The 19,672-nt window shown below is 65.6% G+C and carries 18 protein-coding genes; 13 read left to right on the top strand and 5 right to left on the bottom strand.

Going from position 1 to position 19,672, the window contains the following annotated elements:
- Positions 1-99 precede the first annotated feature (99 nt).
- The 4 genes from G4G71_RS09140 to pcsA all read left to right on the top strand — a co-directional run bounded on the left by G4G71_RS09140 (position 100) and on the right by pcsA (position 4,222).
- Positions 100-1,284 carry an amino acid ABC transporter permease gene (locus G4G71_RS09140; protein WP_169936979.1) on the top strand — a complete coding sequence of 395 codons (1,185 nt, stop codon included), beginning with the start codon at positions 100-102 and terminating at the stop codon, positions 1,282-1,284.
- 10 nt (positions 1,285-1,294) lie between these two features.
- Positions 1,295-2,392: an amino acid ABC transporter permease gene (locus tag G4G71_RS09145; RefSeq protein WP_169936980.1), complete on the top strand. Its 1,098-nt coding sequence runs from the start codon at positions 1,295-1,297 to the stop codon at positions 2,390-2,392.
- Between the two features lie 9 nt (positions 2,393-2,401).
- Positions 2,402-3,178: an amino acid ABC transporter ATP-binding protein gene (locus G4G71_RS09150; RefSeq protein ID WP_169936982.1), complete on the top strand. Its 777-nt coding sequence runs from the start codon at positions 2,402-2,404 to the stop codon at positions 3,176-3,178.
- Between the two features lie 348 nt (positions 3,179-3,526).
- Positions 3,527-4,222: a phosphatidylcholine synthase gene (gene pcsA, locus G4G71_RS09155; RefSeq protein ID WP_169942579.1), complete on the top strand. Its 696-nt coding sequence runs from the start codon at positions 3,527-3,529 to the stop codon at positions 4,220-4,222.
- Between the two features lie 140 nt (positions 4,223-4,362).
- Here pcsA and G4G71_RS09160 read toward each other — a convergent pair whose 3' ends face one another.
- Positions 4,363-5,337, bottom strand: coding sequence for a GlxA family transcriptional regulator (locus G4G71_RS09160; protein WP_169936984.1), 975 nt, complete (start codon positions 5,335-5,337; stop codon positions 4,363-4,365).
- A 124-nt stretch (positions 5,338-5,461) separates the two neighbouring features.
- Between G4G71_RS09160 and G4G71_RS09165 the strand changes: the two genes are divergently transcribed.
- From G4G71_RS09165 to G4G71_RS09180, 4 genes are all read left to right on the top strand, one after another.
- Positions 5,462-5,947 (top strand): nuclear transport factor 2 family protein, encoded by a 486-nt coding sequence (locus G4G71_RS09165; protein ID WP_169936987.1) that lies wholly within the window; start codon positions 5,462-5,464, stop codon positions 5,945-5,947.
- Positions 5,948-6,017: 70 nt separating this feature from the next.
- The gene (locus G4G71_RS09170; RefSeq protein ID WP_054909117.1) at positions 6,018-6,719 is read left to right on the top strand and encodes a glutathione S-transferase C-terminal domain-containing protein; all 702 of its coding nucleotides are present in this window, start codon (positions 6,018-6,020) and stop codon (positions 6,717-6,719) included.
- Positions 6,716-7,021, top strand: a complete 306-nt coding sequence (locus G4G71_RS09175) for a GIY-YIG nuclease family protein (RefSeq protein ID WP_169936989.1) — start codon at positions 6,716-6,718, stop codon at positions 7,019-7,021. Before G4G71_RS09170 ends, G4G71_RS09175 begins: the two co-directional genes overlap by 4 nt.
- Positions 7,022-7,084: 63 nt before the next feature.
- A complete protein-coding gene (locus tag G4G71_RS09180) occupies positions 7,085-8,020 on the top strand; it encodes a glutathione S-transferase family protein (RefSeq protein ID WP_169936991.1) in 936 nt (311 codons plus the stop codon).
- Here the strand turns inward: G4G71_RS09180 and G4G71_RS09185 are convergent.
- From G4G71_RS09185 to G4G71_RS09195, 3 genes are all read right to left on the bottom strand, one after another.
- Positions 8,001-8,927 (bottom strand): DUF4344 domain-containing metallopeptidase, encoded by a 927-nt coding sequence (locus G4G71_RS09185; RefSeq protein ID WP_240964890.1) that lies wholly within the window; start codon positions 8,925-8,927, stop codon positions 8,001-8,003. The two genes, G4G71_RS09180 and G4G71_RS09185, sit on opposite strands and share 20 nt — an antisense overlap.
- A 277-nt stretch (positions 8,928-9,204) precedes the next feature.
- Entirely contained in the window at positions 9,205-10,212 is a 1,008-nt protein-coding gene (gene yejK, locus G4G71_RS09190) for a nucleoid-associated protein YejK (RefSeq protein ID WP_169936993.1), read from the bottom strand.
- A 115-nt stretch (positions 10,213-10,327) separates the two neighbouring features.
- Positions 10,328-11,692 (bottom strand): TAXI family TRAP transporter solute-binding subunit, encoded by a 1,365-nt coding sequence (locus G4G71_RS09195; protein ID WP_169936995.1) that lies wholly within the window; start codon positions 11,690-11,692, stop codon positions 10,328-10,330.
- Between the two features lie 173 nt (positions 11,693-11,865).
- Between G4G71_RS09195 and G4G71_RS09200 the strand changes: the two genes are divergently transcribed.
- From G4G71_RS09200 to G4G71_RS09220, 5 genes are all read left to right on the top strand, one after another.
- Positions 11,866-12,696, top strand: coding sequence for a lipopolysaccharide kinase InaA family protein (locus G4G71_RS09200; RefSeq protein ID WP_169936997.1), 831 nt, complete (start codon positions 11,866-11,868; stop codon positions 12,694-12,696).
- Positions 12,697-12,758: 62 nt separating this feature from the next.
- Positions 12,759-13,979 (top strand): exonuclease subunit SbcD, encoded by a 1,221-nt coding sequence (gene sbcD / locus G4G71_RS09205; RefSeq protein ID WP_169936999.1) that lies wholly within the window; start codon positions 12,759-12,761, stop codon positions 13,977-13,979.
- The gene (locus G4G71_RS09210) at positions 13,976-17,425 is read left to right on the top strand and encodes an AAA family ATPase (RefSeq protein WP_169937001.1); all 3,450 of its coding nucleotides are present in this window, start codon (positions 13,976-13,978) and stop codon (positions 17,423-17,425) included. Before sbcD ends, G4G71_RS09210 begins: the two co-directional genes overlap by 4 nt.
- 5 nt (positions 17,426-17,430) lie before the next feature.
- Positions 17,431-17,880, top strand: a complete 450-nt coding sequence (aac(6'), locus tag G4G71_RS09215; protein WP_205896268.1) for an aminoglycoside 6'-N-acetyltransferase — start codon at positions 17,431-17,433, stop codon at positions 17,878-17,880.
- Between the two features lie 145 nt (positions 17,881-18,025).
- Complete coding sequence (locus tag G4G71_RS09220; protein WP_169937005.1) at positions 18,026-18,736, top strand: Dps family protein; 711 nt, start codon at positions 18,026-18,028, stop codon at positions 18,734-18,736.
- Positions 18,737-18,865: 129 nt separating this feature from the next.
- On the opposite strand, the gene G4G71_RS09225 is transcribed toward G4G71_RS09220, so the two are convergent.
- Positions 18,866-19,666 (bottom strand): PA3715 family protein, encoded by an 801-nt coding sequence (locus G4G71_RS09225; RefSeq protein ID WP_169937007.1) that lies wholly within the window; start codon positions 19,664-19,666, stop codon positions 18,866-18,868.
- Between the last annotated feature and the right edge of the window lie 6 nt (positions 19,667-19,672).

Here is a 19,672-nt window from a genome sequence, read left to right on the forward strand (position 1 = left end):
CGGAGTCTGGGCGCCGGACTGTTTCGAACGACGTGAGCCTTCCGGGCGGTCGCGGGCGTAGCCCTGTGGTCGCCTGGCAGGGTTCGTAAGAGGGCTTACATGCAGAACTCCATCAAGGCCCGGCCTGCGCGCAAGGTGTCGCTCAACGATCCCGTCGTGCGCGGCTGGGTATTCCAGGTCATCGCCGTCATCTTCGTCGTGGCGGTCGGCTGGTTCCTCTTCGACAATACCCAGACCAACCTGGCCCACCGCGGCATCCAGTCCGGTTTCGGTTTCCTCGACCACAGCGCCGGCTTCGGCATCTCCCAGCACCTGATCGATTACAGCGAAAGCGACACCTACGGACGGGTGTTTCTGGTCGGTCTGCTGAACACGCTGCTGGTCACTGTGGTGGGTATCTTCTTCGCCACCATCATCGGCTTCATCCTCGGTGTCGCGCGGCTGTCGCCCAACTGGCTGATCCGCAAGCTGGCGACGCTGTACATCGAGACCTTCCGAAACATCCCGCCGCTGCTGCAGATCTTCTTCTGGTACTTCGCCGTGCTCGGCCCGCTGCCGAACCCGCGGCAGAGCATCAGTTTCGGCGGCCTGTTCTTCGTCAACAATCGCGGCCTGCAGATGCCCGCGCCGGTCGCCGCGGATGGCCTCGGCCCGTTCATCGTCGCGGTGATCCTGGCTCTCGTCGGCTGGGCGGTGATCTGGAGATGGGCCCGGGCTCGTCGCCATGCAACCGGCAAGGCCTTCCCGGTATTCGTCAGCGGTCTGGCGTTGCTTATTCTGTTGCCCGGCGTGGTGGCGCAAGTGGCTGGCGCACCGTTCCATTGGGACGTTCCGGTGCTGCAGGGCTTCAACTTCCGCGGCGGCTGGGTGGTGATTCCGGAGCTGGTATCGATCGTCCTCGCGCTGTCGGTCTACACCGCCGCCTTCATCGGCGAGACGGTGCGCGCCGGCATCCAGGCGGTCAGCCATGGTCAGACCGAGGCGGCCAGCTCCCTGGGGCTGCGGCCGGGGAATATCCTGCGCCTGGTGATCATCCCGCAGGCGCTGCGGGTGATCATCCCGCCGCTGACCAGCCAGTACCTGAACCTGGCGAAGAACTCTTCGCTGGCTGCCGCCATCGGCTATCCGGACATGGTTTCGCTGTTCGCCGGCACGGTGCTCAACCAGACCGGCCAGGCCATCGAGACCATGGCCATCACCATGAGCGTGTACCTGGCCATCAGCATCAGCATTTCGCTGCTGATGAACTGGTACAACAAACGCATCGCGCTGGTCGAGCGATAGGGAGCCGACGATGGCAACACATACTTTCAAGCCCGACCTGCCGCCGCCTGGCCTGAGCATCGGCCCGCTGGCCTGGTTGCGCGCCAACCTGTTCTCCAGCTGGTTCAACACGCTGCTGACATTGGTCGGCATCTACCTGGTCTACCTGATCGTGCCGCCGTTGCTGGAGTGGGCGATCATCAAGGCTGACTGGACCGGCACCACCCGCGCCGACTGCTCCCGCGAGGGCGCCTGCTGGGTGTTCATCGGCTCGCGGTTCGGCCAGTTCATGTACGGCTTCTACCCCGAGGAGCTGCGCTGGCGCGTGGATCTCACCGTGCTGTTCGTGGTCTTCGGCGCGGCGCCGCTGTTCCTCAAGCGCTTCCAGTACAAGGTGAAGTACGGCCTGGGCTTCCTCGTGGCGCTGCCGATCGTGGCCTACTGGCTGCTGCACGGCGGCTTCCTCGGCCTGGAGACCGTGCCCACCAGCGCCTGGGGCGGCCTGATGCTCACGGTGGTGATCGCCGCGGTCGGCATCTGCGGGGCGATGCCGCTGGGCATCCTGCTGGCGCTCGGGCGGCGTTCGAAGATGCCGGCAATCAAGGTCATCTGCGTCACCACCATCGAGTTCTGGCGCGGCGTGCCGTTGATCACCGTGCTGTTCATGTCCTCGGTAATGCTGCCGTTGTTCCTGCCCGAAGGCATGAACCTCGACAAGCTGCTGCGGGCCATGGTGATGGTGGTGCTGTTCGAGGCCGCGTATATCGCCGAGGTCGTTCGCGGTGGCATGCAGGCCATTCCCAAAGGGCAGTACGAAGCCGCGGCCGCGATGGGCCTGGGTTACTGGCGGACCATGGGTCTGGTGATCCTGCCGCAGGCGCTCAAGCTGGTGATTCCCGGCATCGTCAACACCTTCATTGCGCTGTTCAAGGACACCAGCCTGGTGATCATCATCGGCCTGTTCGACTTCCTGAATAGCATCAAGCGCGCGACCTCGGACCCAGCCTGGCTGGGCATGGCCACCGAAGGCTATGTATTCGCCGCGGTCGTCTACTGGATTTTCTGTTTCAGCATGTCCCGCTACTCCATGCACCTGGAGCACAAGCTGGACACCGGCCACAAGCGTTAGGAGTTCATCATGTCTGAAGCCACCAACAAGACCGCACAGCCGGCCGTCGGCGATCACGTGATGATCACCATGAAGGGCGTGAACAAGTGGTACGGCCAGTTCCACGTGCTCAAGGACATCAACCTGGAGGTCAAGCAGGGCGAGCGCATCGTGCTCTGCGGGCCGTCCGGTTCGGGCAAGTCGACCACCATCCGCTGCATCAACCGCCTGGAGGAGCACCAGCAGGGCAGCATCGTGGTCGACGGCACCGAGCTGACCAACGACCTCAAGCAGATCGAGGCGATCCGCAGCGAAGTCGGCATGGTGTTCCAGCACTTCAACCTGTTCCCGCACCTGACAGTGCTGCAGAACTGCACCCTGGCGCCCATGTGGGTGCGCAAGATGCCCAAGCGCCAGGCCGAGGAAGTCGCCATGCATTACCTGGAGCGCGTGCGCATCCCGGAGCAGGCCCACAAGTTCCCCGGCCAGCTTTCCGGCGGCCAGCAGCAGCGTGTGGCGATCGCCCGCGCGCTGTGCATGAAGCCCAAAATCATGCTGTTCGACGAGCCCACCTCGGCACTCGACCCGGAAATGGTCAAGGAAGTGCTCGACACCATGATCGGCCTGGCGCAGAGCGGCATGACCATGCTCTGCGTAACCCACGAGATGGGCTTCGCCCGCACCGTGGCGAACCGGGTGATCTTCATGGACAAGGGCGAGATCGTGGAGCAGGCGCCGCCGGACCAGTTCTTCGACAACCCGCAGTCGGACCGCACAAAGCTGTTCCTCAGCCAGATCCTGCATTGATATAGCTCTTCGTAGGAGCGAGCTTGCTCGCGAACGGGTTTCCGGCAGCGACAGCGTTGGGCGGGTTCGCGAGCAAGCTCGCTCCTACAGGGGGGGTAACGCCATCTTTCACGTGATGGGGCTGACCTCGTCACGCTCGTCTCCCCCGATGGCGAGCCCCCGGCGCAACGGCGTATGCTGCCGATTCCACCGCCACAAGGTGCGCATCGTGAAAAGCCGGCTGAACTCGGCCGTCGGATCGGTGTTCCCATGTGCAGTGGTTTGTCAGGGATGGGCTAACGTTTGAAGTAGCTCGCCTGCATCCGCCGTTAAAGGAAGAGAGCCGACGTGAACCTGATCCTATCGCCAATGAACCTCAGTAAAGCCAAGGCCTGGGGCGCCCACGCGGTGACCTCCAGCGGTGTCATCCTCGCGCTGCTCGCGCTCCTGGCGCTGGTCGACAACAGGCCGCAAGCCTGCCTTCTCTGGCTGGGCGTGGCGCTGCTGGTGGATGGCCTGGACGGCACCCTGGCGCGCAAGTTCGACGTCAAGGCGGTGCTTCCACACTTCGATGGCTCGACCCTGGACCTGGTGATCGACTACCTCACCTACGTCTTCATCCCCGCGATCTTCATCTACCGCTACGTGCCGCTGCCGGTGCACACCGAGCTGCTGGCGGTGGGGGTGATCCTGGTGTCCTCGCTGTTCTGCTTCTGCAACGTCAACATGAAGAGCAAGGACAACTACTTCGTCGGCTTCCCGGCCGCATGGAACGTGGTGGCGGTGTACTTCTTCGTGCTCGACCTGCACCCCTGGGTGAGCTTCGTCACCGTGCTGGTGCTGGCCGCGCTGACCCTGACCCGCATGAAGTTCCTGCACCCCTTCCGCGTGCGCCAGTTCATGCCGCTGAACATCGCCGTGACCTTCGTCTGGATGCTCAGCAGCGCGCTGCTGATCCTCCAGCATCCGGTCGACCAACCCTGGTTGTTGGGCCTGTGGTTCGCGGCTTCGGCCTACTTCGTCGGCGTCTGCGTCTGGCGCACGGCGATGGAGTGGTTCCACTAAAGCTCTTTGATGTAGGAGCGAGCTTGCTCGCGAACGGATTTCGTCGATTGCCATGGCGTCAGGCGGGTTCGCGAGCAAGCTCGCTCCTACAGCTCCTACAGCTCCTACAGCTCCTACAGCTCCTACAGCTCCTACAGCTCCTATAGCTCAGGCAAGTCCTGAGTCTGCCGCCCTATCAGCCTCTGCCGGAAAGCCCCCGGCGTCTCCCCGCACACCTGCTTGAACAGCCGCGCGAAGCTCGCCCGGTCGGCGTAGCCGACATCACTGGCGATGCGCTCCAGCGAGCGCCCCGGATCGCCCAGCGCTTCCTGTGCCGAAGCGATACGCAGGCGCTGCACGTAATCGTTCGGTGACATTCCCACCTGCTCGCGAAAACGCCGCAACAGCGTGCGCGTGGAGCAGTGCACGCGCTGCGCCAGGCTGGAGAGGTCGAAGGGTTGCGCGTAGTTGTCCTCCAGCCAGGCCAACAGAGGCTCCAGCGGCGAACCGGCGGGCAGCGGGTCGGGTAGCAGGGGAGTGAAGCGCCGCTGACGGCCTCGCCCGTGCTCGAACACCAGGGTCGCCGCCGCGCGCCGCGCCAGGGCGGCGCCGGCATGGCGTTCGATCAGGTACAGGCACAGGTCCAGCCCGGCCTGGGCGCCGCCGGAGCAGAGCCGGCCGTTGTCGTCGGTGCACAGGGCGTCGATGTCCAGCCGCACCTGTGGATAACGCTCCCGGAAGGTCGTCTCCAGCGCCCAATGCGTGGTGGCGCGACGACCATCCAGCACGCCGGCTTCGGCCAGCAGGAAAGCGCTGCTGCACAGGCTGCCGAGCTGCACGCTGGCAGGGGCGCGACGCAGCCAGGCAAGCAGTGGCTGATTGGCGGCGAACGTGGCGTCGATATCCGCGCCGGTGGCGGGAACCAGCAGCAGGTCGCAGCCGGCGGCGAGTTCGAGCCCGCCCTCCACCGCCACGCGGCCGAAGGACAGGTCCACCGGCTCACCCTCGGCACTGACCCGCAGCACCTCGAAATGGCGCTCACCGGCCAGGCGGTTGGCAAGGTGGAAGCTGTCCATGGCCAGGCCAAGGCTGGAACACAGGGTTTGCGGGCAGACGAACAGGGCTATCCTGAACATGGCGTCTCACTGTGCTCGTGTAAGAAATTTGGCGCTATTGATCATAATGTTGTCCATAACGCCAATCGTGTCCAGTCGAGACCCTGTGGATACTGCGTCCATTGCCCACCGACACGAGCGCACCATGGCCCATCCCAACGCCCAGCTGATCGAACGTTTCTACCAGGCCTTCCAGCGCCGCGACGGCGAAGCCATGGCCGCCTGCTACAGCGCCGATGTGCAATTCAGCGATCCGGTCTTCACCGACTTGCACGGCGCCGAGGCCGGTGACATGTGGCGCATGCTCACCGCTCGCGCCCAGGACTTCTCGCTGACCTATGAAGGCGTCGAGGCTGATGGGCAGCGGGGTTCGGCTCGCTGGGTGGCGTCCTACACCTTCACCCAGACCGGTCGGAAAGTGACTAATCACATCCGGGCACATTTCCACTTTCGCGACGGATTGATCTGTCAGCACGTGGACAGCTTCGACCTCTGGAAGTGGTCGCGCCAGGCCCTCGGCGCCAAGGGAGCCCTGCTGGGCTGGGCGCCGCCGGTGCAGGCGGCGATCCGCGCGCAGGCCGCTAAAGGCCTCGCGGCATACCGCGCACAACGAGCAGCGAAGGCCGGATAGAGGGCTTTCGGGCTCGCCCGTGGCGGCGGGATAGGCTTAAATGACAGGCGACTGAGAACCGGACGCCGCCATGATCACTCTTTTCCAGTTCCCGCCCGCCTTCAACGTACCCAACGTCAGCCCCTTCTGCCTGAAGCTGGAGACCTTCCTGCGCCTCGCCGGGCTGGAGTACCAGGTCAAACCTGTGATGGACCCGCGCAAGGGGCCCAAGGGCAAGCTGCCGTTCATAACGCTGGACGGCAAGGCCATCGCCGATACGGCGATCATCATGCGTACGCTGCAGCAGTACTACGAATTCGACCTGGACGCGGGGCTCGACGCCCGTGGCCGCGGTTGGGCGGTATCGATCACCCGTCTGTGCGACGAGCACCTGGTGCCGCTGCTGGTGTACTTCCGCTGGCTCGACGAGCAGGGCTTCCGCCAGGTGAAAGACGTGATGTTCCGCGGCATTCCCGCGCCGCTGCGCCCGGCAGTGGGCATGCTGATGCAACGCAAGATCCGCGGCGACCTGAAGGGACGTGGCCTGATGCGCCATAGCCGCGACGAGCTGCTGGGCTTCGCCCGCGACGACCTCGAAGCCCTGGACGGCATGCTCGGCGACCTGCCGTACTTCGGCGGTGCCCAGCCGTGCAGCGCCGACGCCGCCACCTACGGCGTGCTGGCCAACCTGATCCTCAGCACCCTGGAAACGCCGCTCAACGACATGGCGCGCAGCTACGAACGCCTGGTCGGCTACTGCGACCGCATGCAGGCGCGGGTCTGGGCGTCGTGACCGCGGCCGAACCCAAACCCTGGTTCGTCTACCTGGTGCGTGCCGAGAACGGAGCGCTCTACTGCGGCATCAGCGACGACGCCCAACGCCGGTTCGAAACCCATCGCACCGGCAAGGGCGCGCGCTTCTTCCACTCCAGCCCGGCCCAGGCGCTGGTCTACGTCGAGGCCTGCCCCGGCAAGGGCGACGCCCTGCGCCGTGAGCGCGCAATCAAGGCGCTGACCAAGAAAGCCAAGGAACGCCTGGTGCTGGCCAATCCGTTCGTCATCAACGCCGTGGATGTCATCCCATCCGAGGGATGAGGTAGGACTCGCGCGAAGCACGGGTTAAGCTGCCGGACCACTTTGCGGCCGCTGGAGCCCACCATGTCCGAGCTGATCCTGCACCACTACCCGACTTCACCGTTCGCCGAAAAGGCGCGCCTGATGCTGGGCTTCAAGCAGCTGCCCTGGCGCTCGGTGACCATCCCGCCGCTGATGCCCAAGCCGGACCTGATGCCGCTCACCGGCGGCTACCGCAAGACGCCGGTGCTGCAGGTCGGCGCCGATATCTACTGCGACACCGCGCTGATTGCCCGCCGCCTGGACCAGGAAAAGGCCGTGCCCGCCCTGTTCCCAGAAGGTCACGAATTCACCGTTGCGAGCTTCTCGCTGTGGGTCGACTCGGTGGTCTTCCAGCACGCGGTCAGCCTTGTGTTCCAGCCCGAATCCATCGCCATGCGCTTCGGCAAGCTGCCGCCGGAGTTCCTCAAGGCCTTCGTCGCAGACCGCAGCCAGCTGTTCAGCGGCGGCACGGCCAGCAAACTGTCGGCCGAGCAGGCCAAGCACCAGTGGCCGGCTTTCATGGCGCGCGTCGAGGAGCAACTGGCCCGCGAAGAAGGCGATTTCCTGTTCGGCGAACCTTCGGTAGCCGACCTGTCCCTCGCCCACTGCCTGTGGTTCGTCAAGGCCACGCCGGTCACTTCGCCACTGGTGGACGCCTACCCGGCGCTCAGTGCCTGGCTCGGCCGCGTGCTGGGCTTCGGCCATGGCGCACCCAGTGAAATGAGCAGCGAAGAAGCCATCGCCGTGGCGCGCGACAGCCAGCCCGCCGCATTGCCCCAGGAAGACTTCGTCGACCCCAACGGCTTCACACCCGGCCAGCGCGTGGTGATCGCCGCCACCGACTACGGCTGCGATCCGGTGGAAGGCGAGCTGGTGCACGCCGGGCTGGAAAGCCTGATCCTGCGCCGCGAGGACCCGCGCGCCGGCACGGTGCATGTGCACTTCCCTCGCGTCGGCTTCAGCATCCGCCCGGCCTGAGTCCGACCGGGCCAGGGCACTGCCGCGTCACTGGGGTGCGCAGTCGTGGCAGGTTCTCGGCCATTTCGCGGAAGTGCTGCAGGCGCTCGTAGCAGAGCGCCATTTCCCCGCTGTTGCTGTTGTACCAGGCGTCCGGTGCGCCGCAGCTGACCAGTTGGATCGTCAGCGGACGCGGCGGGCGGAACAGCCGGAACACCTCGTCCACCATGCGTTGCAGATGATCACCGTCACGTAGCAGGGCGATCAGCGGCAGCGTGCTATCGCGGTCCACCGCCGGCGTGTCGTAGTTCAGACGCAGCGCGGCGCGGTGCTGGATCGACGGATGCCGCCGCGCGTGGCGAATCCACTCGAATGCCTTGCTGGCCTGCTGGAACTCCTGGTCACAGTACACGGCACGTTCGTAGGGCAGCCCGGTCAACGGCGGCAGCCAGTCCAGGCGCGCCATGTCGCTGCCGTAGAGCAGGCAGGCGATGTTGTAGTAGCGCTGTTCGTCCAGCGGATGACTGTCCCAGGCCAGCACCTGGTCCGGTGGCGGCTTGGGCGTCTGCCATTCCAGGCGCCAGTAGTCGGCGATGTCCAGCAGGCGCGCGTCGACCTCGTCGCGCGGCAGCTTCGCGTAGAGGCGGAACAGCAGGATGAAGCCGAGCTGGTCCGCCGCGTCCTCCTCGCGCCCGAGTACCGGAAGGTCGTACTCGGCGATCAGCATGTGCCCCATCTCGTGCATCACGCTGAATTCGGCGTTGGCCAGCACGAAGCGCGCGACGTTGGGCGTGAGCGACTGCGGCGTCGGGGCAGCGAAAAGTAGGTTGGCGCAGAGCAGCAACAGCAACGCGAGGTACGAGCAGTGCATCCGGGGATGCCCGGAGAGCGGGGACGCTACGACAGTGAAGGCGTGCAAGGCGGGCATGGCGGCCACCGCGAGCGAGAGGCGCCTGATCTGACTCTAGCAGCCGCACCGCGCGGGCTGCGGGGCGTTTTGTCGGAAGTCCGTGCAGCGCTCGTTTGAGTCCTCTGCCCAGCAGGTTCGCGAGCAAGAACTGGGCGTCCCCCTCGCCCCTGCCGTTCGCCGGAATGCCCAGTGGGCTTCTTGTAGGAGCGAGCTTGCTCGCGAACCGCCCAGCGCCCAATCGTCACGCACAAAAAAAGCCCATCGCGAGATGGGCTTTCTTATGGGTGAAAAACCGTCAGTCCTTGCGGCGCTTGAGCTGGTCCTGCAACTGCGTCGGCAGACCGCGGATGATCAGCATGTCGCGCTCCTCGTCGTACTCCACCTTGCTGCCCAGCAGGTGCGCCTCGAAGCTGATCGACAGCCCTTCGGCGCGGCCGGTGAAGCGGCGGAACTGGTTGAGGGTGCGCTTGTCCGCCGGGATTTCCGGCGACAGGCCGTAATCCTTGTTGCGGATGTAGTCGTAGAAGGCGCGCGGTGCCTGGTCGTCCATCAGTTCGGAGAGCGCGTCGAGGGCCATCGGCTCGCCGATCTTCGCCTGGCTGGTGGCGTAGTCCACCAGCACGTCGGTCTTTTCGCGGGCCTGCTCTTCGGGCAGGTCTTCGCTTTCCACGAAGTCGCTGAAGGCCTTGAGCAGGGTGCGGGTCTCGCTCGGCCCGTCGACGCCTTCGGTGCAACCGATGAAGTCGCGGAAGTAGTCCGAGACCTTCTTGCCGCCCTTGCCCTTGATGAACGAGATGTACTGCTTGGACGTCTTGTTGTTGCGCCACTCGGAGATGTTGATCCGCGCGGCCATGTGCAGCTGGCCCAGGTCCAGGTGGCGCGACGGGGTGACTTCCAGCGCCTCGGTGACCGCCACGCCTTCGCTGTGGTGCAGCAGGGCGATGGACAGGTAGTCGGTCATGCCCTGCTGGTAATGGCAGAACAGCACGTGGCCGCCGGTGGAGAGGTTGGACTCTTCCATCAGCGTTTTCAGGTGCTCCACCGCCTGCTTGGAGAAGGCGACGAAGTCCTTGCCGCTGTCCAGGTACTCGCCCAGCCAACCGCTGAACGGGTAGGCGCCCGACTCGCCCTGGAACAGGCCCCAGGCCTTGTTCGGCTTGGCGTTGTAGCTCTCGTTGAGGTCGGCCATCAGGTTCTCGATGGCCTGGGAGTCGCCCAGCTCGGCATCGCGCGCATGCAGCGTCGCGGGGTTGCCGTCGGGCTTCTTGTCGATCAGGTGGACGATGGCGTGGCGAATCGGCATGGCGGACCCGGATGTTCAGTGCCGGCGGCGCCGCGCGCATCGAAGCGGCGGCGGGGCGGGCGGATTGGAAAACGCCAGAGTTTACCCGACAAGGCGCCGGGATGCGCGACGCCGATCAGTCCGCCGCCGGCGCCAGCCCCTCGTCGCGCTCGCGTCGGTTGCGGCGTAGCTGGCGCAGGCGGCGGATCACGTAGTTCAGGTGCAGGTGCAGCTCGTACAGCTCGTTGTAGTAGGACAGCGGCACCTCGACCTTGGCCAGTTCGGCCTCCAGCTGCTCCAGGCGTTCGATCTCGGTGCTCAGCTCGGCGCTACCGGTGCGTTCGTCCAGGCGCCGGTCGATCTCTCGCAGGTAGCGGTACCAGCGGTAGATGCGCGCGCGGATGCGCCAGCGGTACAGCGGGCCGATGGACTTGAGCAGCGGGATGAGGATGGCAATGAAAGGAATCAGCAGGATGATGTAGCGGTCCGCCAGCGAGGCGATGCGGAACGGCAGGAAGCGCTGCAGCAGCGGCGGGCCACTCTTGTAGTAGCGCTCGGCGTCTTCCTGCAGTGCCAGCGTCCGGGGTTCTGCGCTGGGGAAGGCGTCGGCCGGGTCGAGCAGGGTGCCGCTCTTCATCACGGCCCGTGCGGCCTCCAGGATCAGCGGGGTGAGCGCCGGGTGGAAGTCGCCGTTGGCCACCAGGGTCGCCACCGGCGATAGGGTGGCGATGTCCTGATCCGGAATATTCTGCGCCAGGTTCAGCAGGCCTTCGCTGACTTCCACGCGCTTGAGGAAGGGAATCCGTGCCTCATAGGCATGGGCGCGACGAAAGCCGGTGAGCGTGAGATCGGGGCTGGCGGCCAGGCGCTGCACCAGCGGGTTTTCCGCCGGGCCAACGAAGAAGGCCGCATCCAGCTCGCCGGCCAGCAGTTCGTTGGCCACCGCGTTGCCGCCACGTGCCTGCCAGCCGGCGGGCAGAGGATCGGTGGGAATCTCGTTGGCCTTGAGGATCGCCTGGGTCACAGCCTCGGTGCCGCTGCCGGCGCTGCCGATGGCGACGCGCAGTGCGAGCAGGTCGGCGAGGCGGTCGATCTTCGCTTCGCGGCGCTGGAACAGCCACAGCGGCTCCTGGAACATTGCACCGAGAGTCTGCAAGTGCGCGCGCTGCTTGGCTTCGAGCTGCTGCTCCTGGCCGCTCTGCACCAGCGCCAGGTCTACGCCACTCTTGCCATCCAGCAGCTTGTCGAGATTCTCCCGCGAGCCGGCGGTGCGCACCAGCTGCAAGTCGAAGCCCTGCTTGGCCAACTCCTCTTTCAGGCGTTGGCCGAACACCGCATAGCCGCCACCTGGAGCGCCAGTGGCCAGGGTGGCGCTCATCGGCGGTGGCGGAGCGACGAAGTAGAAGACCGCGGCGACCAGTGCGGCCAGCACCGGCACCAGCCAGAGGTTGGCACGGACCAGGATGGCGAGGTCCTTGAGCATATTGAGCAGGCGTTGCATGGCGTTCCCTCGAATTGCCTTTCCAGAAACCTTAGCGGTTCGTAATCGACCGGGAGGTCCTGTCGAGGTTCAGCGAACGTAACTGTCCCGAAACTTCAAATAGCGCGTGTATTAAATGTGAAATTTTCGTTAAATGAGTGCTATCAAAATGATGTCTCTCCTGTGTCGATACCATGCTGTTCAAACCACAACGGAAGCGGTTTCCCCATACCATCAGGAATGGTGAACTGACGCTGCATGCAGGTGATTCAGCCTCTGCCGGCTTGCTGGCCGGAATTGCCGATCTCATTCGCCAGCGTGAGCAAGGGCGTCGCATCGTCGGTTGCGTCCAGGGCAACGGCGCCTTGTCCTTCGTAAAGGTCAGCCGAGTCGATGGGATTCGATCCAAAGTTCGCCTGCTACTGGGCCGCAAGCGTCGGCAGGGTGGCTTTGACTGGACGGTCGCAGAGCTCCTCAACACCACGGAAGCCAGTGCGCGCAATGCGCCGGTCCCGGCCGTGCACGGCTTTGGGTATCGCAAGCGGCGCTATGGACTGATAGATGAGCTGTTCCTGCTCACCGAGTTCCTTGATGGCTACGTCGATGGTGTGCAAGCCCTGGAACAGGAGCACCTGCCCGTTGGGCAGTTGCTGGCACAGGCACTCGACCTCGTAGGGCAACTGCACGCCAGGCAGATTGCCCACCTCGACCTGTGGCTCGGCAACGTCATGGTCCATACCGGCGGCGGGTCGCCCAAGGTGATCGATCTGGAGAACTGCTACATCGGCCCGCTGCCGCATTTTGCTGCGGTGCTCGGTTTCCAGTTCGGCTTCCTTTACTACTACCGGGCGCGGCAATACATCGACGAAGGTCGTTTCGACCAGTTAGTGGAAGTTGCACTCGCGCACTATCCGCAGCTGGACCGTGCGGTATTCGACGCCATCTACCGTCAGGCAAAGCATCAGCACGTCGGCCGCAAGGAGCGTCATAGACTGGTGAGCCACGGTCGTTTCATCGCCGACTGAAAGCGTGGGTGGATGACGCTATCATCCCTGCCTTCGAGCAGCGGTAGCGGACTCCATTTTTCATGCGCATTCTCCATACCTCCGACTGGCACCTGGGCCAGCATTTCATGGGCAAGAGCCGCGAGGCCGAGCACCAGGCGTTCTGCTCCTGGCTGATCGAGCAAGTACGCAAGCAGGCCGTGGATGCGGTGATCATCGCCGGTGACATATTCGATACCGGCGCGCCGCCCAGTTATGCCCGCGAACAGTACAACCGCTTCATCGTCGAGCTGCGGGACACTGGCGCGCGCCTGGTGGTATTGGGTGGAAACCACGACTCGGTGGCGATGCTGGAGGAGTCCCGCGACCTGCTCGCCTGCCTCGATACGCAGGTGATCGCCGCGGTCGGCACCGACCTGGAGCGCCAGTTGCTGGTGCTGCCGCAGCGTGACGGCCAGCCCGGCGCGATTCTCTGCGCGATCCCCTTCATTCGCCCACGCGACGTGCTCACCAGCCAGGCCGGGCAGAGTGCACAGGACAAGCAACTGGCGCTGCAGCAAGCGATCCAGGCGCACTACCGCGAGCTGTTCGAGCGCGCCGAGGCGCAGCGCGAGACCCTCGGCCGGCACCTGCCGATCATCGCCACCGGCCACCTGACCACCGTCGGCGCCAGCGCCAGCGAGTCCGTGCGGGAAATCTACGTCGGCACCCTGGAAGCCTTTCCCACCAGCGCCTTCCCGGCGGCGGACTACATCGCCCTTGGCCACATCCACCGGCCGCAGAAGGTCGGCGGCCTGGAGCACATCCGCTACAGCGGTTCGCCCATTGCGCTGAGCTTCGACGAAGCGAGCCAGGGCAAGGAAGTACTGCTGGTGGACCTGGATGACAGTGGCCTGCGCAGTGTGACCGCGCTGCCGGTGCCGCGCTTCCAGCCGCTGAAATCGGTGTCCGGCAGCCTCGCCGAACTGCCCGCCGAACTGGCCCGCGTTGCCCGCGAAGGGAGTGCGGAGCAACCGGTCTGGCTGGAGGTCATGGTGCACACCGATGACTACCTGACCGATATCCAGCTGCGCGTTGAGAAGCTCTGCGAAGAGCTGCCGGTGATCGTCCTGCGCACCCGCCGCGAGCGCGGCACCGCGCAGGCGGCGCTGTTCAGCGAAGCGAAGGAAACCCTCGACGAGCTCAGCCCCGAGGATGTGTTTCGCCAGCGCCTGGACGCCGAGGAACTGGACGCACCGCTGCGCGAACGGCTGACCGGGCTCTACCGGCAGGTCGTCGCCGACCTGCAGGAGGAGCGCTCGTGAGAATCCTCAGCCTGCGCCTGAAGAACCTCAATTCGCTGAAGGGCGAATGGAAGATAGATTTCACTGCCGAACCTTTCGCCGGCAACGGCCTGTTCGCCATCACCGGGCCGACCGGAGCGGGCAAGACCACCTTGCTCGATGCTATCTGCCTGGCGCTGTACCACCGTACGCCACGCATGAGCGTACTGTCGCAGAGCGGCAACGAGCTGATGACCCGGCATACCGCCGACTGTCTCGCCGAAGTCGAGTTCGAAGTGAAGGGACAGCCCTATCGGGCCTTCTGGAGCCAGCGTCGCGCCCGTGACAAGGCCGAGGGCGCGCTGCAGGCGCCGAAGGTGGAGCTGGTGCGCATCGATCGCGCCACTGGCGAGGGGCAGATCCTCACCGACAAGATCAACGACAAGCTCAAGCAGACCGAGACCCTCACCGGCCTCGACTTCGAACGCTTCACCAAATCCATGCTGCTGGCCCAGGGCGGGTTCGCCGCCTTCCTCGAGGCCAACGCCAACCAGCGCGCGGAGTTGCTGGAGGAACTGACCGGGACGGAAATCTACGGCCTGATTTCCCAGCGCGTCTTCGAGCGCACCCGTGAGGTTCGCGGCGCGCTGGACCAACTGCGCGCCCGCGCCGATGGCTTTGAACTGCTCAGCGCCGAACAGCGCGGCGACCTGGAGCAGCAGGGCCGCGATGCAGCGGTGCAGGAAACGGCTTTGCAGGCACAGCAGTCGGCGCTCCAGGTGCAGCGTCGCTGGCGCGAAGACCTCAGCCGTGCGCAGCAGCAGGTCGAGCAGGCCGGTGCGAAAGAATCCGCTGCCCGCGAGGCACTGGAGCAGGCACGACCAGACCTGCAGCGCCTGGCGGACAGCGAGCCCGCCGCTCGTCTGCAGCCCTTGCACCAGGCCTGGCGCAGCACCCGGGAGAGTGTCGAACAGGGCCGCACGGCGCTGGAGGACAACCTCGCTCAGCAGGCGCTCCGGCGAGAAGAGATCGCCCAGGCGCTGTGGGCGGCGAACCAATACGCTCAGCAGGCGCAGGATGCATGCGAGGGCGAGCGCAAGGCCGTCAGCAAGCAGCGGCAGGAGCTGCAGACGCGCCTGGCGCAGCACCCGCAGCGAGCGAAACTGGGTGAACTGCTCGGCGGCTGGCGGGCACAGTTCGCCCAGCGTTCGCGCCTGGCCCAGGCCATCGCCGATTTGCAGCGGCAGGCGCAGGTGGCCGACCAGGCATTGCAGAGCGCGACGACACAGCGGCAGACCCTGCAAGGCAACGTCGCCTTCATGCAGCAGCAGGTCGAGTCGGCAGGCGCGCAGGAGAGCCAGTATCAGCAGCAGCTCTCGGCGTTGCTGGGTGGAGCTACCGAAGGTGAGCTGCGTGATCGGCTGCAGCAGGGGCAATTGCACAGCCGTGGGCTGGACCGTCTGGAACAACTGGCCCGGGCCCGTGCCGAGGCCGCCGCGCAACTGGCGCGCTGCCAGCCGGAGCTGGAGGCGCTGCACCAGCGCAAGGCCGAGCGCGACAGCGTTATCGTCGCGTTGCGCGAGCGTTATCAGACGACCAAGCAGCAGGTTGCCGACAAGGAAAAGCTCCTGCAGCAGGAACAGCGCATTCACCAACTGGAGCACCTGCGTGCGCAGTTGCAGCCCGGCGAGGCGTGCCCATTGTGCGGCTCACAGGAACACCCGGCGGTGGCGGCCTACCAGGCGCTGGATGTGTCCTCGACACAGGCGGCGCTGGAGCAGGCGCGCCAGCAATTGGCCGAGCTGGAAAGCGAGGGCATTGCCCTGCGTGGCGAGCTGGCCGGGCTGGACGCACAACTGCAGCAGGGACAGCGCCAGCTGGACGACGCGCGAGCCGCGCTAGCACAGCATCAGCAGGCATGGCAGCAGCAGTGCGCGGAGCAAGGAATCGCGCTGGACGATGACCAGCAGTTCCGCGCCGAACGTGAGCGCCACGAGGCCGCGCTGGCGGCATTGCAGCAGCAGCTGAAAACCCTGGAAGAGCACAAGAGCCAACTCCAGCAGGCACAACAGCAACGCCAGCGCGCGGAGCGCGATCACGCCGAGGCCGTGCAGCAACTGGCGCTGTTCGACCAGCAACAGACTCACGAACGGCAGCGCCAGGAAGAGCGCGCGCAGCAGCTCGCGACCCAGCGCGCGGACCTGTTACAGCAGGACCAGGCGCTGGCCGCCGCACTCGGCGAGCTGGGCTACAGCCTGCCGGAAGACGGCGAGCAGTGGCTGACCGAGCGCTCGGCTGAATGGCAGCAATGGCAGCAGGACCAGCAGCGCAGCCAGGAACTGGCAGCGGCTGAGCGTGATGCCGAACAGGCTGCCCGCATGGCGCAACAGCTCGCAGCGCAATGGCAGCAGCGCTGGCAGGCTGCCGGCTTCGATGCGCGCCAGCCGCTGGCGATACAGGCGGCGCCGCAACAGGCACTGGTGCAGGCGGAGGAGCAACTGGCCGCCGCACAGCGCCAGGCCGACGCCTTGCAGGGCCGTGAGCAGTCGCTGAGCGAGCGGCAGGAGCAGGAGCAGGCGCGCCTCGCCGAGCACCTGGCGAGCTGGCAGCAGGCGCTGGCGGCGAGCCCCTTTGCCGACGAGTCGGCCTATCTCGCCGCGCTGCTGGACGATGCCCAGCGCAGCGAACTCAGCCAACTGCGCCAGCGCCTGGAAACGGCAATTACCGAAGCCGTGACCCTGCGTGCCGCTGCTGCGCAGGATTTCGAGCGCTTGCAGGCAGAACCCCACGGCGAACTGCCGCTGGAGGAACTCGACCTGCAATTGCAGGCACTCGCCGCGCAGCTGCGCGAACTGGGTCAGCGCCAGGGCGAAATCCGCGCCCAGTTGCAGGGCGACGACAACCGTCGCGCCAGCCAGCAGAGCCTGTTCGCGGAAATCGCCCGGCAGGAGGAAGAGCACGACCTCTGGCAGCGCCTCAACAGCCTGATCGGAGCCTCCGACGGCGCGCGCTACCGGCGCTTCGCCCAGGGCCTGACCCTCGATCACCTGGTGCACCTCGCCAACCGCCAGCTGCAGCGCCTGCATGGACGCTACCAACTGGCGCGGCGCAGTGATGGCGAGCTGGAGCTGGAGGTAGTGGATACCTGGCAGGGCGACACGGCGCGCGACTGCAAGACGCTCTCCGGGGGTGAGAGCTTCCTGGTCAGCCTCGCGCTGGCGCTGGCGTTGTCCGACCTGGTCAGCCACAAGACCAGCATCGACTCGCTGTTCCTCGACGAAGGCTTCGGCACGCTCGATGGCGAGACCCTGGAGGTCGCGCTGGATGCCCTCGACAGCCTCAACGCCACGGGCAAGACCATTGGCGTGATCAGCCACGTCGAGGCACTGAAGGAACGCATTCCGGTGCAGCTCAAGGTGCACAAGGGGGTTGGCATGGGCTACAGCCAGCTCGACCAGCAGTTCCGATTCGACCCGGAGAAAGCCTGATGGACATGTCGGTGCGCTACTGCGAAGAACGGGATCTGCCTGACTGGATCGAGCTGCGCCTGCAACTCTGGCCGGGCGATCATGCAGAAGCGTTCGTCGCGGAGGCGCGGGACATCCTTGCGCAGCCGCAACGCTACGGCGCCTGGCTGGCCCGCGACGAAAAGGGCAGGGCGCTGGGGCTGGCGGAGGCCTCGGTGCGCAGCGATTACGTGAACGGCACGGAAGGCTCGCCGGTGCTGTTTCTGGAGGGCCTCTACGTCCGTGAAGACGCCCGCCGGCAAGGTGTGGCTCGGGCTCTGGTGGGCGTGGTGCAGGCTTGGGGCGGCACGCTCGGCTGCCTGGATTTTGCTTCCGATGCGGCGCTCGACAATACCGACAGCCATGCCCTTCATCTCGCTCTGGGCTTCGTCGAAACGGAGCGTGTCGTGTACTTCAGAAAGCCGCTGCGGGGTTGATCCACATCAGGCGGAACGCGAGCGCGGCACTGCGGTCAACTTGCAATCGACGTCAGGCGAGATAGGCTCAAGACCGCGTAAGTCAGCCGCTCCCGCCTGGGTCGGCATCCACAGGTATCGTGATCTTTCGTAGAGGTGATTGGTGATGAAGAAATCCGCATCGGCTCCGAAGAAACCCGCAGCGGCCAACCCCGCCGCGAAGCCGGCTGCGAAAGCGGCCAGTAAACCTGCCGCAAAACCCGCTGCTGCCAAACCAGCGGCCAAGCCCGCTGCCAGCAAGCCTGCAGCCGCCAAAACGGCAGCCGCCAAGCCCGCTGCAGCCAAACCTGCCGCTGCCAAGGCCGTTCCGCGCCGTGCGCCCGCGCTGGCCACGCCCTCGGACCTGAGCAAGCTCGCCACCCGCGATCTGTCTGCGGCGCTCAATCGCCTGCTGGCGGATGTCTTCGCGCTCTACCTGAAGACCAAGAACTTCCACTGGCACGTGAGCGGTCCGCACTTCCGCGACTACCACCTGCTGCTGGATGACCACGCCACCGAGATCTTCGCGATGACCGACGCGATTGCCGAGCGCAACCGCAAGATCGGCGGCAACACCATCCGCTCCATCGGCCACATCGCGCGCCTCAAGCGCATCCTCGACAACGATGCCGAGTTCGTGCAACCGCTGGACATGCTGGCCGAGCTGCAGGAGGACAACAAATCGCTGACCTCCTACATGCGCGAGGTCCATGGCCTGTGCGACGAGTACCACGACATCGCCACTGCCAGCCTGATCGAGAACTGGATCGACGAGACCGAGCAGCGCACCTGGTTCCTCTTCGAGACCAGCCGCCGTGGTGATAACACCGGGCATTGATCGGTACGACAAGAAGTACCAAGGCCGCCTTCGGGCGGCCTTGTTCTTTGTAGGAGCGAGCTTGCTCGCGAACCGTGTCACATCGGGCTCACCGGCAGGATTGTTCGCGAGCAAGCTCGCTCCTACAGGTCAGGGCTGGCTCTGCCAGAAGGTCGAGAATTCCTCGAAGGGATAGCGCGTGCCGTCGTAGCTGACGGTCTTTCGCACTGTCTTTGGCGCGCCGACATTGTCGCCTTCCTGTTCGCGCTGCACCTTCGCGCTGACAATCAGGTCGGCGTAGCCGTGGTGGCTTTCATTGCCCATGGCCAGGGTGAGTTGCGAGCGCTCGATCACCGTGCGCCCATCACTGCAAGTCTGGCCTTCCAGCGTCGTCCACTGCCGCAGGTAGGTGCGGAATACTTCCTTGAGCTTGTCGCCCTGCGGCGCGTAGAGGCTGAAGTCGTCGTAGGACCAGGCGTCCGGGCAGCTCGCGCCGCGTGCCACGCTGCCGATGATCAGGCCGAAGCCGCGTACCTCCGGCGCCAGGCGATAGCGGGCGGTGTCGAGCCACAGGCTGGAGCTGTCGATCTCCACCATGGCGTCCTCGCCGATGCTGTCGTCGACGCGCGTCACCAGCTTGCCGCTGGCCGTGTCGAGCTGGCCGACCAGCAGGTTCAGGTTGCGCTCGCCGGGCTCGGTCTTGTCGTTCGCCGCGCTGTAGGCGACGGCGACCACTTCGAGCTTCGGATCGTCCGGCCAGGCCTTGCAGGCAGCTGCGACCACCGGCGTGGCCGCACCGGACTCCGGCGCCTGCCAGCCCTGCTGGCCGAGCAGCCCGGCCAGGGTCTGCAGGGTGGCGTCGTCGCAGGGCTGTGCGGTGCGTTCCGCAGCACCAACGCTACCGGCAAGTACCAGCAGCGCGGCGCAGGTCCATTTCCCTATGGGGTACATCAGTGG

The sequence above is a fragment of the Pseudomonas multiresinivorans genome (assembly GCF_012971725.1).
GTDB classification, from domain to species: domain Bacteria; phylum Pseudomonadota; class Gammaproteobacteria; order Pseudomonadales; family Pseudomonadaceae; genus Pseudomonas; species Pseudomonas multiresinivorans.

What these genes read in the sequence shown, in the direction of transcription:
- G4G71_RS09195 (WP_169936995.1), bottom strand. Translation starts at nt 11,692, where the DNA reads ATGCAACGCCTGCTCAATATGCTCAAGGACCTCGCCATCCTGGTCCGT.
- G4G71_RS09140 (WP_169936979.1), top strand. Translation starts at nt 100, where the DNA reads ATGCAGAACTCCATCAAGGCCCGGCCTGCGCGCAAGGTGTCGCTCAAC.
- yejK (WP_169936993.1), bottom strand. Translation starts at nt 10,212, where the DNA reads ATGCCGATTCGCCACGCCATCGTCCACCTGATCGACAAGAAGCCCGAC.
- G4G71_RS09170 (WP_054909117.1), top strand. Translation starts at nt 6,018, where the DNA reads ATGATCACTCTTTTCCAGTTCCCGCCCGCCTTCAACGTACCCAACGTC.
- G4G71_RS09150 (WP_169936982.1), top strand. Translation starts at nt 2,402, where the DNA reads ATGTCTGAAGCCACCAACAAGACCGCACAGCCGGCCGTCGGCGATCAC.
- G4G71_RS09185 (WP_240964890.1), bottom strand. Translation starts at nt 8,927, where the DNA reads ATGCCCGCCTTGCACGCCTTCACTGTCGTAGCGTCCCCGCTCTCCGGG.
- G4G71_RS09200 (WP_169936997.1), top strand. Translation starts at nt 11,866, where the DNA reads ATGCTGTTCAAACCACAACGGAAGCGGTTTCCCCATACCATCAGGAAT.
- G4G71_RS09225 (WP_169937007.1), bottom strand. Translation starts at nt 19,666, where the DNA reads ATGTACCCCATAGGGAAATGGACCTGCGCCGCGCTGCTGGTACTTGCC.
- G4G71_RS09220 (WP_169937005.1), top strand. Translation starts at nt 18,026, where the DNA reads ATGAAGAAATCCGCATCGGCTCCGAAGAAACCCGCAGCGGCCAACCCC.
- sbcD (WP_169936999.1), top strand. Translation starts at nt 12,759, where the DNA reads ATGCGCATTCTCCATACCTCCGACTGGCACCTGGGCCAGCATTTCATG.
- G4G71_RS09180 (WP_169936991.1), top strand. Translation starts at nt 7,085, where the DNA reads ATGTCCGAGCTGATCCTGCACCACTACCCGACTTCACCGTTCGCCGAA.
- G4G71_RS09160 (WP_169936984.1), bottom strand. Translation starts at nt 5,337, where the DNA reads ATGTTCAGGATAGCCCTGTTCGTCTGCCCGCAAACCCTGTGTTCCAGC.
- G4G71_RS09165 (WP_169936987.1), top strand. Translation starts at nt 5,462, where the DNA reads ATGGCCCATCCCAACGCCCAGCTGATCGAACGTTTCTACCAGGCCTTC.
- G4G71_RS09145 (WP_169936980.1), top strand. Translation starts at nt 1,295, where the DNA reads ATGGCAACACATACTTTCAAGCCCGACCTGCCGCCGCCTGGCCTGAGC.
- pcsA (WP_169942579.1), top strand. Translation starts at nt 3,527, where the DNA reads ATGAACCTCAGTAAAGCCAAGGCCTGGGGCGCCCACGCGGTGACCTCC.